We start from the raw sequence: 17029 nt of genomic DNA, 5'->3' as shown, positions 1-17029 counted from the left end.
ATGAATGTTGACTGACACTCACTCTTCGCTGGCAAGCCAGCTCCTACAGGGTTTTGTGTTCAAGCATTTAGTAAAGCCCCGGAGTATAAACAGGCTCAAAGCTCCCACGCGACCTTCAGGCCTTCATAAATCGCTTCTTCGGCGGTGCGCGGTGCCAGGCAGTCGCCGATCCGTCGAAAATCGACCAGCCCTTGCAGTTCGTCGCCGAGGGTGTCCACCGGTTGATGGCCCTGGCACAGCACCAGCGTGTCGATGTTTTCCAGCAGCATCGGCTCGCCGCTGGCGGTGTGTTGCAGGTACACGGTGTTGTCGTCGCAACCGTACAACCGCGCGTAAGGGGTGATGGGAATCCCCAGTTTGTGCAGTTCGCCGGCGAGTTGATCGCGCACGTACAGCGGCAGGCTTTCCCCGCAATGGGTGCCGTTGACGGCCAGTTGTACCTGATGCCCGGCGCGGGTCAGGCGCTCGGCGATGCCGGGGCCGATCCAGTCGCAGCGCCAGTCGACCACTACCACCGAACGGCCGATCTGCACCTCATCGCGCAGCACTTGCCAGGCATCCACCATCTGCAACTCGCCGCCACGTTCGAAGTGCGGCCAGTAGGGTTCGGCACCGGTGGCGACGATCACCATGTCGGGTTTTTCCTGCTCCACCAGGGCGCGGTCGACCCGGGTGTTGCGCACCACGCGTACCCCGGCCAGTTCCATTTCCCGCTGCAGGTTGGTGCTGGCACCGCCGAATTCGCTACGCCGTGGCAGCAATTGCGCCAGCAACACCTGACCGCCGAGTTGCGAGCTGGCTTCGTACAGTGTCACGTCGTGGCCGCGTTGCGCTGCCACCGCAGCGGCTTTCATCCCGGCAGGGCCGCCGCCGGCGATCATGATGCGTTTGCGTGTTGCAGCCGGTTTGCGCTGAGCAAAGATCAACTCGCGGCCCGTTTCCGGATGCTGGATGCAGGAAATCGGCAGTCCTTTGTGGAAGTGCCCGATGCACGCCTGATTGCAGGCAATGCAGGCGCGCACGTCTTCTGCGCGGCCGGTGTCGGTCTTGTTGGGCATTTGCGGGTCGCAGATCAGCGCGCGGGTCATGCCGCAGACATCGGCCTGGCCACGGGCGATCATTAGCTCGGCTTCCTGGGGCTGGTTGATGCGTCCGGTGACGAACAGCGGAATGTCCAGGCTGGCCTTGAATGTCCCACCTTCCTTGGCCAGATACGCCGCTTCAATCGCCATCGGCGGCACGATATGCACCGCGCCACCGAGTGAGGCCGAGGTGCCGGCGACGATGTGCACGTAATCCAGCTGTGCTTGCAGCGATTGCACGGCGGCCAGGGATTCGTCTTCGGTCAAGCCTTCGGGGTCGCGCTCGTCGGCGGAAATGCGCAGGCCGATGATGAAGTCTTCGTCGGTGCCGGCGCGTATCGCGGCAATGACTTCACGCAGGAAGCGCAGACGCTGTTCCAGTTCACCGTTGTAGCCATCGGCGCGGCGATTGACCCGTGGATTGATGAACTGCGCCGGCAAATAGCCGTGACTGGCCACCACCTCGACGCCATCGATCCCGGCCTGATGCAGGCGCCGGGCGGCAGCGGCGTAGCCGGCGACGATCTCGTCGATCATCGCCTGATCCAGCGCCCGCGGCATCACCCGGAAACGCTCGTTGGGCACCGTCGACGCGGAGTAGGCCACGGCCAGCAGGCCATCGGCGGACTCCATGATTTCCCGCCCCGGATGGAACACCTGCGACAGCACCACGGTGCCGTGGGCATGGCAGGTCTGCGCGATTTTCCGGTAGCCGTCGATGCAGGCGTCGTCGGTGGCCATCAGCACGTGGGAGGTGTACCGCGCGCTGTCATGCACGCCGGCCACTTGCAGCACGATCAGCCCGACACCGCCCTCGGCCCGCGCCCGGTGATAGGCGATCAGTTGCTCGTTGACCAGGTTGTCGGTGGGCATCGAGGTGTCGTGACCGCTGGACATGATGCGGTTTTTCAGGCGCTTGCCACGGATCTGCAAGGGTTCGAACAGGTGTGCAAAGGCGGGTGTCGACATGGTGCGGCTACTCCAGCGGTCTGACCTTTGTAGGCGCGAGCCTGCTCGCGATGGAGGTCCGGGCACCGGGGGGAATCAGGCGGCCCGCGTTATCGTTAACGTCCATCGCGAGCAGGCTCGCTCCTACAGAGGTCACAGGTTTCTCGGCGTTGTTATTATTAGCCTATAGAAATTTACCTTCAGTAAAAAATCAACTTGTTTTTTTACTGTGGCTTGCAGTAGTTTCATTCCTGGCCCGTTCCCGGGCCGAACCTCACAACAATAAAAAGGGCCATTCCGGTGTCAGTCCGGGCGGCACCTGCAAGAGGAACCTTTGATGAAATCGCGAACGCTCAAGCACGGTTTTTATCCCTTGGTGCTGTCCATGGCCTTAGGCCTTGGCAACGCTCAGGCAGGGTCGGACATGGTGGTGGTCGGATACGGCGGGGCCGGACAGAAAGCCCTCGACGCGGCATTCTTTCAGCCTTTCGCCACGCTGGATCAAAGCAAGGTCATGCAGGCCGAATACAACGGTGAGATGGCCAGGATCAAAGTGATGGTCGACACCGGCAACGTCGATTGGGACGTAGTACAGATCGAAGGCCCGGACCTGATGCGCGGTTGCGAAGAAGGCATGTATGAGCGTCTTGACTGGACGCGACTGGGGCGTGCTGACCAGTTGATCCCCGAAGCGGCGCAGGAATGCGGTTCGGCAGCAATGGTCTGGAGCGTGGCGATTGCCTACGACACCGACAAACTGGCGCAAGCCCCGACTTCGTGGGCCGATTTCTGGGACGTGAAGAAAACCCCCGGCAAACGCGGGTTGCGCAAGCGTGCGGTGTACAACCTGGAGTTCGCCTTGCTGGCCGACGGGGTGAAAACCGAAGACGTCTACAAGGTACTCGCCACCCCGCAAGGCGTGGATCGCGCGTTCGCTAAATTGACCGAACTCAAGCCCAACATCCAGTGGTGGGAGGCGGGCGCGCAACCTCCTCAATGGCTGATGTCGGGCGACGTGGTGATGACCTCGACCTACAGCGGACGCATTGCCGACGCCGCGCAAAAAGGCAGCCACCTTGGCCTGGTCTGGCCCGGCAGTCTGTACGGTATGGATTACTGGGCGATCATCAAGGGCTCCAAGCATGTGGATCAGGCCAAGCGCTTCATCGCGTTCACCAATCAGCCCGATGCCCAGGTCAAGTATGTGAACCTGATTCCTTACGGGCCGACCAACACCCTGGCTGCCGCGCAACTGGACGACAAACTGGCCAAGTGGGTGCCGACCGCGCCGCAGAACCTCAAGGGTGCGTTGTCGATGGACGTCGGTTTCTGGGTTGACCATGGCGAAGAGCTGGAGGAACGCTTCAACGCCTGGGCCAGCAAGTAAGTACAAAGCGGCTGGACGCCTGTGCGCGTCCAGCCGTACTGTTTGCCCAGCCGATCAGCCTGGAGAACCACAACAATGAATGAGATCGCCACCCACCTGACTGCGCGCAGCGCGACCGAACAGCGCCTGCGCGAAGAACTGGCCGCCTGTTATCGCCTGATTGCGCATTTTCGTATGACCGATTTGATCTTCACCCACATTTCAGTGCGCCTGCCGGGGCCGGAACATCATTTTCTGATCAATCCCTATGGATTGATGTTCGATGAGATCACTGCATCGAATTTGGTGAAAATTGACTTGAATGGCCACGCCGTCGAGCCATCGCCGTATCCCGTCAACCCGGCGGGTTTCGTGATCCACAGCGCGATACACGGCGCCCGCGAAGACGCGCACTGCGTGCTGCATACCCATACCAAATCCGGCTGCGCCGTGGCCGCATTGAAGTGCGGGTTGCTGCCGGTGAACCAGATTTCCATGGAGTTCTACGGCAAGGTCGCTTACCACGACTACGAAGGCGTGGCGCTGGACATGAGCGAGCAGCAGCGGTTGGTGCAGGACATGGGCGACAAGCCGGTGTTGATGCTGCGTAACCATGGTTTGCTGACCGTGGGCGAGACGGTGAGCCAGGCGTTCTTGCGTATGTATTACCTGGAAAAGGCCTGTGAGATTCAGCTGGCGGCGCAGGCTGCCGGGGAACTGGTGCTGCCTCCGGCCGAGGTGTGTGAGCACACCGAACGCCAGTTCAATGACCCAGGACGGCCACTGGAAGAGGGCGAATTGGCTGACCCGGATGCGATGCAACTGGCCTGGGCGGCGCTGTTGCGGATGCTGGAACGGGTGGCGCCGGGGTATCGGGATTGATCCTGGTTCTGTGTTGAAGGGGCTGATGCCATCGCGGGCAAGCCTTGCTCCCACAGGTACTGAGTCGTTTCACGGTCATCTAGACGATGCAAAACCTGTGGGAGCAAGGCTTGCCCGCGATGGAAACGCCTCGGTCTCGACTGGAGAATCACTGTGCTCTTGCTGTACAGTCGTTCAGCTCGCAGCCAATACACGAGCCCTCATGACTGAATCCAGGAGCATGTCGCCATGAATCAGGAAGCCCGTTTTTCCCGCATGGAACCGGAGTTGCGCAAGGCCAATCTGATCGAGGCGACGCTGGTGTGTCTCAAGCGCCATGGCTTCCAGGGCGCTTCGATCCGCAAGATTTCCGCCGAGGCCGGTGTCTCGGTTGGCCTGATCAGTCATCACTATTCCGGCAAGGACGAACTGGTGGCCGAGGCCTACATGGCGATCACCGGGCGGGTCATGACCCTGCTGCGTGATGCCATGGAACAGGCGGCGCCCAATGCCCGGGAGCGGTTGTCGGCGTTTTTCCGTGGTTCGTTCTCCGCCGAATTGCTCGATCCGCAGTTGATCGATGCCTGGCTGGCGTTCTGGGGTGCGGTGAAAACTGCCGAGGCAATCAACCAGGCCCACGATCATTCCTACGGCGAGTACCGTGGCATCTTGCGCAAGGTGCTGATGGAACTGGCGCAGGAAGAGGGCTGGGAAAACTTTGACGCCGATCTCGCCGCGATCAGTCTCAGCGCCTTGCTCGATGGCCTGTGGCTGGAATCCGGACTTAACCCGGGCACCTTTACGCCGGAGCAGGGCATCCAGATTTGCGAGGCCTGGGTCGACGGTTTGCAGGCTGGTGGGCGCCAGCGTTTCTGTGTACAGACGAGTAGCTGTTGATCGCCTGTTCAGCAGTGGCTACTCTCTGGCGCTGTCGCAACAAAACACTCTAATAAGAAATACGCCTTCGGGCCCGTGCAGGACACCACGTAATGACGCCTCGGGTACTGATCGTCGATGACGATCCGCTGATTCGCGAACTGTTGCAGGCCTATCTTTCCCAGGAAGGCTACGACGTGCATTGCGCCGCCACCGCGGAACTGGCCGAAACCTTCCTCGCCAGCCAGACCGTCGACCTGGTCATGCTCGATATCCGCTTGCCCGGCAAGGACGGCCTGACCCTGACCCGCGAGCTGCGGGTGCGTTCGGAAGTCGGGATCATCCTGATCACCGGGCGCAACGATGAAATCGACCGCATCGTCGGCCTCGAATGCGGCGCCGATGACTACGTGATCAAGCCCCTTAATCCACGGGAACTGGTGTCCCGGGCGAAAAACCTGATTCGCCGGGTTCGTCACGCACAGGTTCCTCAACCCGTGGCGCCCGTCTCCAGGCCCGTCAAACAGTTCGCCGATTGGGCGCTGGACACCGACCGCCGACGCCTGATCGATCCGGCCGGCAGTGAAACCCTGCTCACCCACGGCGAATACCAGCTGCTCAGCGTGTTCCTGCGCAACAGCGGCCACACCCTGAGCCGCGATCAGTTGATGGACCAGATCCGTAACCGCGAATGGGTGCCCAACGACCGCTCCATCGACGTGCTGGTGGGCCGCTTGCGCCGCAAGCTGCACGACGACCCCGCCGAACCGCAGTTGATCATCACCATCCACGGCGCCGGTTACCTGTTCACGGCCAGCCTGGCGGCGTGATGGTCGTGGGGCGACGGCTCTGGCTGATGCTGGCGTTGATTTTGCCGATGATGTCCGGCTATGCGCTGGCGGCTGAAAAGGTGCGCTATTGCGATTACCCGGTGTACCCGCCGATTTCCTGGAGCGACGGTAAACAGGTCCGAGGACTGGCGCCGAGCGTGGTGAAAAAGCTGTTCGGCCAATTGGGCTACGACGTCGAGGTGGTGGTGCTGGGCAACTGGAAGCGCTGCCTGCTCGACGCCGCCGAAGGCCGGGTCGACGTGGTGCTGGCCTACAGCACTGTGCAGCGGGAACAGAGCATGTTGTTTTCCACGGTACCGGTGCTGCGCGAGGAAGTGGCGCTGTTCATCAATCGCCAACACCCGGTGAAATTCGAACGCTTGCAGGATCTGGCCAACTACCGTGGCGGCTTGCTGTTCGGTGAAAGTTACGGCGTGGAGTTCGATCGCATGGTCGCGCAAAACAACAACATCGAATGGGTCTCGGACAGTCGCCAGAACTTCGGCAAGCTGATTCGCGGTCGCATTGATTTCATCACCCAGGAACGTCGCACCGGGCAGTTGTACGTGGAAAGTCTGCCCGGCGCGCAAGACATTGTCGCCTTGCCCACTGCCCTGAGCGTGGATTACCTGCGGATCGCCGTGTCGCGCCGTTCGCCGCTGGCTGCGCGCATGCCGGACATCAACGCCCAGCTGCAACGCATGGTGGACGCTGGCGACATCGAGCGCCTGCTCAATGAAAGCGAAGTCACCTACCGCGACATGATCAACCTGCCGGCCAACGCCCAATGATTCGCGCTCGACCCGGCGGACTGCTGCGGCGCCTGCTGCTGTTCATTCTGTTGTTCAGCCTGTGCTTCACCGTGCTGGCCAGCAGCGTGCAGCTGTACATCGAATACCGCCGGGAAATGCGCGAGATCGACTCGCGCATGGAGCTGATCCGCGCCGGCTATCTGGCGAGCCTGGAGCGCAGCCTGTGGGACCTGAACCAGGAACAGTTGAACGTGCAATTGCGCGGTCTGGTGGATTTTTCCGACGTGGCGCGGGTGCACCTGACCAGCCCCGACTACGACTTGCTGCAAGGCAACCCGGACCCGGTCGGCCCGTTGCGCATCGAGCGTTTTGCCCTGGACTATCAACCACCTTCGGGCCCGTTGCGCCAGCTCGGCGAGCTGGAAGTCAGCACCGACCTGGGCGCGGTGTATCAGCGCCTGTACGCCACCGGGCTGACCAGCCTGTTGTGGATGGGGGCGTTTTTGTGTGGCCTGGCGATTGCGCTGTCCGGGTTGTTTTACCGCCTGGTCACCCGGCACCTGCAAGTCATGGCCGGGTTCGCCCGGCGCATTGCCGCTGGTGAGTGGCATGAGCCGCTGCGCCTGGACAAACGACGTAACGCACATGAAGACGAAATCGACACCGTGGCCCACGCCCTGGATGACATGCGCCGGGCGATCCTCAGTGACATCGAACGCCGGGAAACCGATCGCTTGGCCTTGCAGGACAATCGCGACGAATTGCTGCGCAGGGTCGAGCGGCGTACCGCCAGCCTGATGCGCGCCAAGGACGAAGCCGAAGCCGCCAACCAGGCCAAGTCGAGGTTTCTGGCGACCATGAGCCACGAACTGCGCACACCGCTCAACGGCATTCTCGGCATGGCCGAGTTGCTGCGCGGCGCCCGTCTGGACCCGCAGGACAGCAAGCGTCTGGACGCCTTGCACAAGGCCGGCGAGGGCTTGCTGAGCATCCTCAATGAAGTGCTGTTTTTCGCCAAGCTGGAGGAGGGCGCGAGCCTGCCCGAGCCGGTGGATTTCTCGATTCGCCAGTTGCTCGACGAGGTGCTGACCCTGCTCGAACCCAAGGCGCTGGACAACGACACACTCTTGCAATGCCGGGTCGATCAGCGGGTGGCCGAACATCACAATGGCGCTGAACAATTCTTGCGGCAGGTGCTGAGCAACTTGCTGGCCAATGCCATCAAGTTCACCGAAGGCGGCGAGGTCAGCGTCGAGGTGGCGTTGCTCGATCAGCCTGAAGCGCAGAACGGGCAGCGTCTGCGGGTCAGCGTCACCGACAACGGCATCGGCATTGCCCCGGCGATGCAGGCGAAGATTTTCGAGCGGTTCACCCAGGCCAGTGAAGAAGTGGCGCAGCGTTTTGGCGGCACCGGGCTGGGGCTGGCGATCTGCAAACACCTGGTGGAGCACATGGGCGGCAGCATCGGCGTCAGCAGCGAAGTCGGGCGCGGCAGTTGTTTCTGGTTCGAACTGACCTTGCAGCCGGCCAGCGGCGTCATCGACGTCGCGTCGGTTCATGCAGCGGGCCCGGCACTGGACATACTGGTGGTCGAGGATGTGGCGCTAAACCGCGAAGTCGCCGAGGGGCTGTTGCAACGGGACGGGCATCAGGTGTGGCTGGCCATCGATGCCGAGCAAGCGTTGGTGCAGTGTGCCGGGCGGGTCTTCGATCTGATTCTGCTGGATGTGCATCTGCCGGGAATGAGCGGCGTCGAATTGTGCAAGCGGATTCGCAGCACCGAAGGACCGAATCGCCAGACCCGCATCTTCGCCCTGACCGCCAGCGTGCAACCGGCGTTGGTTCGCGGTTATCTGGATGCGGGCATGGACGGCATTCTGGCCAAACCGCTGAAGCTGGAGAACCTGCGGCAGGTGCTGGCGGGGCAGACGACGGTCGCCGAGGCGGTGGTCGAGGACGAGGCGATGGATTGGCCGTTGCTGCACACCCATCGCACCTTGCTCGGTGAGCAGAAAGTGCAGGGGCTGTTGACCGTGTTGCGTGATTCGATCCTTCAACATCGCGAAGCACTGGACGAAGCGATCGAGGCTGACGATTGCACGGAGGTCGCGCAATTGGCCCATCGTTTGGCCGGCAGCAGTGATTCCTTGGGGTTCCGTGGGCTTGCGGCGGTATTGCGCCAGTTGGAAACGGCGGCCCTGGACAACGACGAATCGGCGATTCCCGGGCTGGCGCCGACCGTTCAGGCGCAAATGCAGCGGGCGCTGCAAATCCTCGAAGACCTTCTGGGAACGTTGCCCCGATAATCCCAGGCACACCGCCTATCCCTGTAGGAGTGAGCCTGCTCGCGATGGCGGTTTAACATTCAACATTGATGTCGACTGACCCACCGCAATCGCGAGCAGGCTCGCTCCTACAGGGGATTGCGTGTTGTGGTGCAGGTGTACAAGGTTGTTACGACTTTTTACATCTTTGATCTTTACGTACAACAGGGCCTTACATGGCTTTCCAATAATCGACGCAACCGCCGCAGCGCGGTCTTCGAAGCTTATTGGAGATAATAATAATGAATTACCGTAAAGCTGATCCCTCCCCGAGCCATGACCTCCTGTCATGCGCCGCGCCCCTCACTGACTGCTGAGGTGCCGACATGAACGAAAACACTGATCGTAAAGGCATCCAACTGACCCGTGCCCTGAAAAGCCGGCACATCTTCATGCTGTCGTTGGGCGGTGTGATCGGCACCGGGCTGTTCATGGGCTCCGGCGTGACCATCAACCAGGGCGGCCCGGTGGGGGCGATTCTGGCGTATCTGGTGGCCGGTTTCCTGATGTACCTGGTGATGGTCTGCCTGGGCGAACTGTCGGTGCAGATGCCAGTCTCCGGTTCGTTCCAGACCCACGCCACGAAATTCATCGGCCCGGCCACCGGCTTCATGATCGGCTGGGTGTACTGGATGAGCTGGGCGACCACCGTCGGCCTGGAGTTCACCGCCGCCGGCATGCTGATGACCCGCTGGTTCCCGGCGGTGCCGATCTGGTACTGGTCGGCGCTGTTCGTGGTGGTGCTGTTCGGCATCAACGCCATGGCGACCCGCGCCTTCGGTGAGGCGGAATACTGGTTCTCCGGGATCAAGGTCGCGGCGATTCTCGGTTTCATCGTCGTTGGTGTGCTGGTGATCTTCGGCGTGATGCCGCTGAGCAGTGGCGCACCGGCGCCGATGGCGACCAACCTGATCGGCGATTCGCTGTTTCCCAACGGTATGTCCGCCGTGTTCGCGGTGATGATGACCGTGGTCTACGCGTTCCAGGGCTGCGAGATCATGGGCGTGGCCGCCGGCGAAACCGACCAGCCGGAAAAAAGCATCCCGCGCGCGGTACGCAACGTGGTGTTCCGCGTGCTGATTTTCTATGTGCTGGCAATCATCGTGCTGTCGGCCATCGTGCCGTGGCAGCAGGCGGGGCTGATGGAAAGTCCGTTCGTGCAGGTGTTCGACATGGTCGGCATTCCCTATGCCGCCGACCTGATGAACTTCGTGATCCTCACCGCGATTCTGTCGGTGGGCAACTCTGGCTTGTATGCCTCGACCCGCATCCTCTGGGCGATGTCGAAAACCGGTATGGCGCCGAAAAGCCTGTCGCCGTTGAGCAAGCGTGGCGTACCGCTGCGTGCCTTGAGCATCACCCTGTGCTTTGCCCTGGTGTCGCTGATGACCAGCTTCGTCGCGGCGGACACCTTGTTCATGGTGCTGATGGCGGTGAGCGGCATGTCCGGCACGGTGACCTGGATCGTCATCGCCTTGGCCCAATACAAATTCCGCAAGGCCTACCTGCGCGACGGCGGCAAACTCAGCGACCTGAAATACCGCGCCCCATGGTTCCCGGTGCTGCCGCTGATGTGCATCACCCTGTGCTGCTCGTTGTTCGTGTTCCTGGCACTGGATGAAACCCAGCGACCATCGCTGTACTGGGGCTTTGGCTTTATTGCGCTGTGCTATGGCGCGTACTTTCTGTTCCATCGCAAGCGTGAAGAGGTGTTGGCGCCGAGTTTGCCGAGCGCCTGATCCCATGATTTAGCACATCCCTGTAGGAGCGAGCCTGCTCGCGATTGCGGTTCAACAATCAACAGAGATGTTGAATGTGACGCCGCCATCGCGAGCAGGCTCGCTTCTGTAGGAGCAAAGCTTGCTCGCGATGGCATTGGCGGCCGCACTTTCGAATCGCCTGACATTGCGCTATCGCGAGCAAGCTTTGCTCCTACAGTTGAAGGCGGTGGGTCAGTCATGGGCGGTGTTGAGCGTTTTTGCGCCACCGTGTGGGCAGTTGTTCGAAGTTGTAACAGAGATAGTGGCCAAAGATCGTCTATCTATAAAAAACGTAATTAAAACAATGAGCTAAACGATTAATCGGCCTGTTACAGCTTATTTCGCCACCAATTGCCGCCTTACTGAACACTCGTTTAGTATGGCCTCAAGTCGCAACACCTCAGACCAATCACAATAATTCGGGGACTCGCATGACTACTCACGATTCGCTGCTCAGTCAGGTCGAAGCAGGCGTTGCCTGGATCACCCTCAATCGCACCGCTCAGCGCAATGCGCTGGACATCCCGACGCTGAAAAACCTGCACGCGTTGCTCGACACCTATAACGCCGACCCTGCGGTCCGCGTGGTGGTGCTGACCGGCAGTGGCCGCAGTTTCTGTGCCGGGGCCGACCTCGATGAATGGGCCGAAGCCGAAGCCCGGGGCGCGCTGGAAACCTACGGCTGGACTGAAACCGCCCACGCCCTGATGACGCGCCTGCACAGCCTGGAAAAACCCACCATCGCCGCCATCAACGGCACCGCCGTCGGCGCGGGCATGGACCTGACCCTGTGCTGCGACCTGCGCATCGCCGGGCAATCGGCACGGTTCAAGGCCGGTTACACCAGCATGGCGTACTCGCCGGACGCCGGCGCCAGTTGGCACCTGCCACGGCTGATCGGGGTCGAGCAGGCCAAGCGCCTGCTGTTTCTCGACGAATTGTGGGGCGCCGACCGTGCCCTGGACGCCGGCCTGGTCAGTGATGTCTGCGCCGACGATCAGTTGCTGACCGCCGCCAGTGAACTCGCCTCGCGCCTGGCCGCCGGTCCGACCTTTGCCTTTGCCCAGACCAAGAAACTCATGCGCGAAGGCGCCGACCGCAGCCTGCCCGAGCAACTGCAGGCGGAACTGGCTGCCGGCCTGTTGTGCGGTCGCAGCGAAGACGGCAACGAAGCCCTGCGCGCCGCCATGGAAAAACGCCCGGCACGCTTCATTGGTCGATAAGCCAAGCCGACCTGTAGGAGCTGGCTTGCCAGCGATCACCTTCAGCCTCGCAAACCAATCTTTGCAAACGAACAACAGGTAGCACCATGAATTTCCAACTGACCCAAGAACAAGAAATGTTGGTGGACGCGGTACGCAGTTTTGTCGAAAAGGAACTGCTGCCCTATGAAGATCAGGTCGATCGCGCCGATGAGGTCTCCCCGGAGCTGGCGGCGCAGATTCGCGGCAAGGCGATTGCCGCCGGTTTCTACGCGTTCAACATGCCGGAAGAGGTGGGCGGTGGCGGTCTGGATTACCTGTCCCAGGCACTGATCGAGCGCGAGTTGTCCAAGGTCTCCTGGGCGCTGCACGTGTTTGTCGCGCGGCCGTCGAAAATCCTCATGGCTTGCAAGGGCGAGCAGATCAACGACTACCTGTTGCCATGCATCCAGGGCGAGAAGATCGATTGCTTCGCCCTCACCGAGCCGGGCGCCGGCTCCGACGCCAACGCTATCAAGACCCGCGCCGTGCGTGACGGCGACGACTTCATCCTCAACGGCAGCAAGCACTTCATCAGCCACGCCGGCCACGCCGACTTCGCCATCGTCTTCGCCGTCACCGACACCTACGAGCACAACGGCAAGAAGCGCAACGCCGTGACCTCGTTCCTGGTCGACCGCAATACCCCCGGCATGACTATTCGCCGTGGGCCGAAATGCGTGAGCAACCGTGGCTATCACACCTTCGAAATGTTCTTCGACGACTGCCGCGTACCCGCCTCCAAAGTGCTGGGCGAAGTCGGCAAGGGCTGGGACGTGGCCAACGCCTGGCTGACCGCAGGCAGAGTGATGGTCGCCGCCAACTGCGTCGGCCAGGCGCAACGGGCGCTGGACGTGTCGCTGCAATGGGCGGCGGACCGCAAACAGTTCGGCCAGCCGATCGGCACCTATCAGGGCGTGTCCTTCAAGCTGGCGGACATGGCCACGCAAATTCGCGCCGCCGAACTGCTGACCCTGCACACCGCGTGGAAGATGGATCAGGGCACCATGACCGATGGCGAGGCCGGCATGGCCAAGCTGTTCGCCAGCGAAGTGCTGGGCCGCGCGGCCGATGAGGCGGTACAGATCTTTGGTGGCATGGGCCTGATGGACGAAGGTCCGGTGGAACGCATCTGGCGCAACGCGCGGATCGAGCGGATCTGGGAAGGCACTTCGGAGATCCAGCGCCACATCATTTCCCGTGAGCTGCTGCGGCCGCTGCTGCGCTGATTGGTCCGGAGAATTCCCATGTTGCAAACCATTCGTGACAACCTCAAGCGCATGCTTGCCCCACGCCACGTGGCCTTCGTCGGTGGCCGTAGCATGGCCCGCGCCCTCAAGCGCTGCGCCGATGGCGGCTACCCTGGGCAAATGTGGCTGGTCAACCCGCAGCACGACGTCCTTGAAGGCGTGCCCTGCGTGCGCAACATTGCCGATTTGCCTTGCGGACCGGACGCGGTGTTCATCGCCACCAACCGCGACCTGACCCTGACCTGCGTCGCCGAACTCGCCGCCATCGGCACCGGCGGCGCCATTTGCTACGCCTCGGGTTTTGCCGAAACCGGCGCCGAAGGGCAGGCTCTGCAACAGCAATTGCTTGAAGCCGCCGGCGACATGGCCTTGCTCGGCCCCAACTGCTATGGCCTGCTCGACTACCTGCACAGCTCCGCGCTGTGGCCGGTGGCCCACGGCGGCAAAGCGGTGGAGAAGGGCGTGGCGGTGCTGACCCAGAGCGGCAACTTTGCCTACAACCTGTCCATGAGCGACCGCTCGCTGCCGGTGGCCTACATGGCCTCGGTGGGCAATCAGGCGCAATTGGGCGTGGCCGAACTGATGGACGTGCTGCTCGACGAGCCACGGGTCACCGCCATCGGCCTGCATCTGGAAGGCCTGAAGAACGTACCGGGTTTCGCCCGTGCCGCGCACAAGGCGCTGGAGAAGGGCATTCCGATCATCGCGTTGAAAACCGGCGTGTCGCAGATCGGTGCCGAACTGGCCCTGAGTCACACCAGTTCGTTGTCCGGCTCCGACGCCTTGTACGACGCGCTGTTTGCGCGCCTCGGGGTGATCCGCGTCAGTGGCCCGGTGAGTTTTGTAGAGACCCTGAAAGCCGCGGCCTGCGGCAACCTGCCAGCGGGCAACAGCCTGATCGCGCTGGCCTGTTCCGGTGGCGATGCCGGTTTCATTGCCGACTACGCCGAACGCAATGACCTGAGCCTGCCGAAACTCGACGAAGGACAAGTCGGCGAACTGGCGCAGGTGCTGCCGAGCTACGCCAACCTGGTCAACCCGCTGGACTTCACCACGGCGATCTGGGGTGACGGCGAAGCGTTGAACCGCATGCTCGACAGCGCCCTGCGCACAGAAGCCGATGCGGCGATGCTGGTGCTCGACTACCCGGCGGAATTTACCGGCGAGCGCAAGGAGTGCGACCTGCTGCTGGACCTGTACTGCAAGGCGCTGGAGCGTCATGGCAAGACCGGTTTCGTCACCTCGGCCTTCCCGGAACTGCTGCCGCCTCACGCCCGTGAGCGCTTGCATGCCCAGGGCGTGGCGGCATTGCAGGGTGTCGAAGACGGCTTGGCGGCGTGGGGCCGCATCGCCGGTTACCAGCGCAATCGTCAAGCCTTGTTGGCCCTCGGTGAATCGGCACTGGTACCGCTCAGCCCGCAGGCACTGGAAGGCGAAGGGCAGTTGCTCAATGAATGGGATTCCAAACAGGCCCTGCGTGCCTTTGGCCTGCCGACGCCCAACGGGGTGTTGAGTACGCCAGACAAGGCGCTCAAGGACGCCAACGCCTTGGATTATCCGCTGGTGCTCAAGGCGGTCAGCGCGCAATTGCCGCACAAGACCGAAGCCGGTGCCGTGGCACTGAACCTCAAGGACGACGCAGCCCTGAGCGCCGCGCTGGACAAGATGCGCGCCAGCATCAAGGCGTACGCGCCGCACGTGCCCTTCGATCAACTGCTGCTGGAACCGATGGCCAAGCCACCACTGGCGGAGCTGATCGTCGGCATCAAGCGTGAAAACGATTTCGGCCTGGCCCTGGTGATTGGCGCCGGCGGCATTCTGGTGGAGCTGCTCAAGGACAGTCGCAACCTGCTGCTGCCAACCACCGACGGCGCGATTCGCCAGGCCTTGCTGAGCCTGCGCAGCGCCCCGTTGCTGCAAGGCTTCCGTGGTCGCGAGGCGGCGGATCTGGATTCGCTGGTAGCAGCGATACGAGCGGTCGCCGATTACGCCTGCGAAAACGCCGCGCAATTGCTCGAACTCGATGTGAACCCATTGTTGGTCGGTGCCGATGGCACGACCGCGGTCGATGCGTTGATTCGCATCGCCCATGCGTGAGGACCTGAACATGCAAAGCAAAACCTTGACCGGTGGCCAGGCGCTGGTGCGCCTGCTGGCCAACTACGGCGTAGACACCGTGTTCGGCATTCCCGGCGTGCACACCCTGGAGCTGTATCGCGGCCTTCCCGGCAGCGGCATTCACCATGTGCTGACCCGCCATGAGCAGGGCGCCAGCTTCATGGCCGACGGTTATGCGCGGGTCAGCGGCAAGCCCGGCGTGTGTTTCGTTATCACCGGCCCCGGCGTGACCAACGCCGCCACCGGCATCGGCCAGGCCTACGCCGACTCGATTCCGATGCTGGTGATTTCCAGCGTCAACCACACCGCCAGCCTCGGCAAGGGCTGGGGCATCCTGCACGAGTGCCAGGATCAGCGCGCGATGACCGCGCCGATCACCGCATTCTCGGCGGTGGCCCTGACCGCCGAAGACCTGCCGGAACTGATCGCCCGTGCCTACGCGGTGTTCGACAGCGAGCGTCCGCGCCCGGTGCACATCTCGGTGCCGCTCGACGTGCTGTCGGCACCGGTCGCCCGCGACTGGAGCAACGAAGTGGTGCGCCGTCCGGGTCGCGGTACCCCGGCTTCGACCGTGCTGGACGAAGCCGTGGCCAAACTGCACAGCGCGAAACGGCCGATGATCATCGCCGGTGGCGGTGCCTTGAATGCCGCAGCGCAGTTGCAGGAACTGAGCACCCGTCTGGCCGCGCCGCTGTTCACCAGCGTCGCCGGCAAAGGCCTGCTGCCACCGGACGCGCCGCTCAATGCCGGTTCATCGCTGTGCGTGGAACCGGGCTGGGACCTCATCGCCGAGGCCGATGTGGTGCTGGCAGTTGGCACGGAGATGGCCGACACCGATTTCTGGCGCGAACGCCTGCCGCTTACTGGTGAAGTGCTGCGCGTGGACATCGATCCGCGCAAGTTCAACGATTTCTACCCATGCGCCGTGGCACTGCAAGGTGACGCGCAGCAGACGCTCGCGGCTTTGCTGGAACGCCTGTCGGCAGATGTACGCAACGCCGATGCGGCCATCGCCAAAGTCGCGGCACTGCGTGAAGCCATTCAGGCCGGTCATGGTCCGTTGCAATCGATCCATCAGGCGATTTTGCAACGCATCGCCGCCGAGCTGCCGGCCAACGCCTTCATCAGCACCGACATGACCCAACTGGCCTACACCGGCAACTACGCCTATGCCAGCCAGGCCACCCGCAGCTGGTTGCACCCGACCGGCTACGGCACTTTGGGGTACGGCTTGCCGGCCGGGATCGGCGCCAAGTTCGGCGCGCCGCAACGTCCGGGGCTGGTGCTGGTGGGTGACGGTGGTTTCCTCTACACCGCGCAGGAACTGGCGACGGCGGTCGAGGAGCTGGACAGTCCGCTGGTGGTGTTGCTGTGGAACAACGATGCCCTGGGGCAGATTCGCGACGACATGATTGGCCTCGATATCGAGCCCATCGGCGTGCTGCCGCGCAATCCGGACTTCGCCGCCCTGGGTCGCGCCTTCGGTTGCACCGTGAGCCAGCCGCAGAACCTCGCGGAACTGCAAACCGACCTGCGCCATGGCTTCAATCGCAATGGCGTCACCCTGATCGAACTCAAGCATGCCTGCGTTCGGTGATATTCAACTTTTTGAAGAGGGGAT

General features: G+C 62.4%; 12 protein-coding genes. 11 read left to right on the top strand and 1 reads right to left on the bottom strand.

The window, feature by feature from the left end; genetic code table 11:
* Window positions 1-95 precede the first annotated feature (95 nt).
* Window positions 96-2051: an oxidoreductase gene (locus tag GPL81_RS12295; RefSeq protein ID WP_160106924.1), complete on the bottom strand. Its 1956-nt coding sequence runs from the start codon at window positions 2049-2051 to the stop codon at window positions 96-98.
* Between the two features lie 316 nt (window positions 2052-2367).
* Between GPL81_RS12295 and GPL81_RS12290 the strand changes: the two genes are divergently transcribed.
* The 11 genes from GPL81_RS12290 (at window position 2368) to GPL81_RS12240 (ending at window position 17005) form a co-directional block, all read left to right on the top strand.
* Entirely contained in the window at window positions 2368-3417 is a 1050-nt protein-coding gene (locus tag GPL81_RS12290; RefSeq protein ID WP_160106923.1) for an ABC transporter substrate-binding protein, read from the top strand.
* Window positions 3418-3492: 75 nt separating this feature from the next.
* A complete protein-coding gene (locus tag GPL81_RS12285; protein WP_160106922.1) occupies window positions 3493-4278 on the top strand; it encodes a class II aldolase/adducin family protein in 786 nt (261 codons plus the stop codon).
* A 228-nt stretch (window positions 4279-4506) separates the two neighbouring features.
* Complete coding sequence (locus GPL81_RS12280; protein WP_160106921.1) at window positions 4507-5154, top strand: TetR family transcriptional regulator C-terminal domain-containing protein; 648 nt, start codon at window positions 4507-4509, stop codon at window positions 5152-5154.
* A 92-nt stretch (window positions 5155-5246) separates the two neighbouring features.
* Window positions 5247-5963, top strand: coding sequence for a response regulator (locus GPL81_RS12275; RefSeq protein WP_160106920.1), 717 nt, complete (start codon window positions 5247-5249; stop codon window positions 5961-5963).
* Window positions 5964-5989: 26 nt separating this feature from the next.
* Window positions 5990-6754 (top strand): substrate-binding periplasmic protein, encoded by a 765-nt coding sequence (locus GPL81_RS12270; RefSeq protein WP_160106919.1) that lies wholly within the window; start codon window positions 5990-5992, stop codon window positions 6752-6754.
* Window positions 6751-9021 carry an ATP-binding protein gene (locus GPL81_RS12265; RefSeq protein ID WP_160106918.1) on the top strand — a complete coding sequence of 757 codons (2271 nt, stop codon included), beginning with the start codon at window positions 6751-6753 and terminating at the stop codon, window positions 9019-9021. The genes GPL81_RS12270 and GPL81_RS12265 overlap by 4 nt, the downstream gene beginning before the upstream one ends.
* Before the next feature lie 344 nt (window positions 9022-9365).
* Window positions 9366-10778: an amino acid permease gene (locus GPL81_RS12260; RefSeq protein ID WP_160106917.1), complete on the top strand. Its 1413-nt coding sequence runs from the start codon at window positions 9366-9368 to the stop codon at window positions 10776-10778.
* Window positions 10779-11230: 452 nt separating this feature from the next.
* On the top strand, window positions 11231-12022 hold the full coding sequence (locus tag GPL81_RS12255) for an enoyl-CoA hydratase/isomerase family protein (RefSeq protein WP_096511644.1): 792 nt from the start codon (window positions 11231-11233) through the stop codon (window positions 12020-12022).
* 86 nt (window positions 12023-12108) lie between these two features.
* Window positions 12109-13269 (top strand): acyl-CoA dehydrogenase family protein, encoded by a 1161-nt coding sequence (locus GPL81_RS12250; RefSeq protein ID WP_096511643.1) that lies wholly within the window; start codon window positions 12109-12111, stop codon window positions 13267-13269.
* 18 nt (window positions 13270-13287) lie between these two features.
* Window positions 13288-15387 (top strand): acetate--CoA ligase family protein, encoded by a 2100-nt coding sequence (locus tag GPL81_RS12245; RefSeq protein ID WP_160106916.1) that lies wholly within the window; start codon window positions 13288-13290, stop codon window positions 15385-15387.
* Window positions 15388-15397: 10 nt separating this feature from the next.
* Window positions 15398-17005: a 5-guanidino-2-oxopentanoate decarboxylase gene (locus GPL81_RS12240; RefSeq protein WP_160106915.1), complete on the top strand. Its 1608-nt coding sequence runs from the start codon at window positions 15398-15400 to the stop codon at window positions 17003-17005.
* Window positions 17006-17029: the final 24 nt, after the last annotated feature.

The sequence above is a fragment of the Pseudomonas izuensis genome, from assembly GCF_009861505.1.
GTDB classification, from domain to species: domain Bacteria; phylum Pseudomonadota; class Gammaproteobacteria; order Pseudomonadales; family Pseudomonadaceae; genus Aquipseudomonas; species Aquipseudomonas izuensis.
This window is presented reverse-complemented; position numbering and strand designations above follow the sequence as displayed.

Bases quoted from the DNA above. Each gene is read 5' to 3' on its own strand.
- GPL81_RS12240 (WP_160106915.1), top strand. From the start codon at position 15,398: ATGCAAAGCAAAACCTTGACCGGTGGCCAGGCGCTGGTGCGCCTGCTG.
- GPL81_RS12275 (WP_160106920.1), top strand. From the start codon at position 5,247: ATGACGCCTCGGGTACTGATCGTCGATGACGATCCGCTGATTCGCGAA.
- GPL81_RS12245 (WP_160106916.1), top strand. From the start codon at position 13,288: ATGTTGCAAACCATTCGTGACAACCTCAAGCGCATGCTTGCCCCACGC.
- GPL81_RS12265 (WP_160106918.1), top strand. From the start codon at position 6,751: ATGATTCGCGCTCGACCCGGCGGACTGCTGCGGCGCCTGCTGCTGTTC.
- GPL81_RS12280 (WP_160106921.1), top strand. From the start codon at position 4,507: ATGAATCAGGAAGCCCGTTTTTCCCGCATGGAACCGGAGTTGCGCAAG.
- GPL81_RS12260 (WP_160106917.1), top strand. From the start codon at position 9,366: ATGAACGAAAACACTGATCGTAAAGGCATCCAACTGACCCGTGCCCTG.
- GPL81_RS12295 (WP_160106924.1), bottom strand. From the start codon at position 2,051: ATGTCGACACCCGCCTTTGCACACCTGTTCGAACCCTTGCAGATCCGT.
- GPL81_RS12250 (WP_096511643.1), top strand. From the start codon at position 12,109: ATGAATTTCCAACTGACCCAAGAACAAGAAATGTTGGTGGACGCGGTA.
- GPL81_RS12255 (WP_096511644.1), top strand. From the start codon at position 11,231: ATGACTACTCACGATTCGCTGCTCAGTCAGGTCGAAGCAGGCGTTGCC.
- GPL81_RS12290 (WP_160106923.1), top strand. From the start codon at position 2,368: ATGAAATCGCGAACGCTCAAGCACGGTTTTTATCCCTTGGTGCTGTCC.
- GPL81_RS12270 (WP_160106919.1), top strand. From the start codon at position 5,990: ATGCTGGCGTTGATTTTGCCGATGATGTCCGGCTATGCGCTGGCGGCT.
- GPL81_RS12285 (WP_160106922.1), top strand. From the start codon at position 3,493: ATGAATGAGATCGCCACCCACCTGACTGCGCGCAGCGCGACCGAACAG.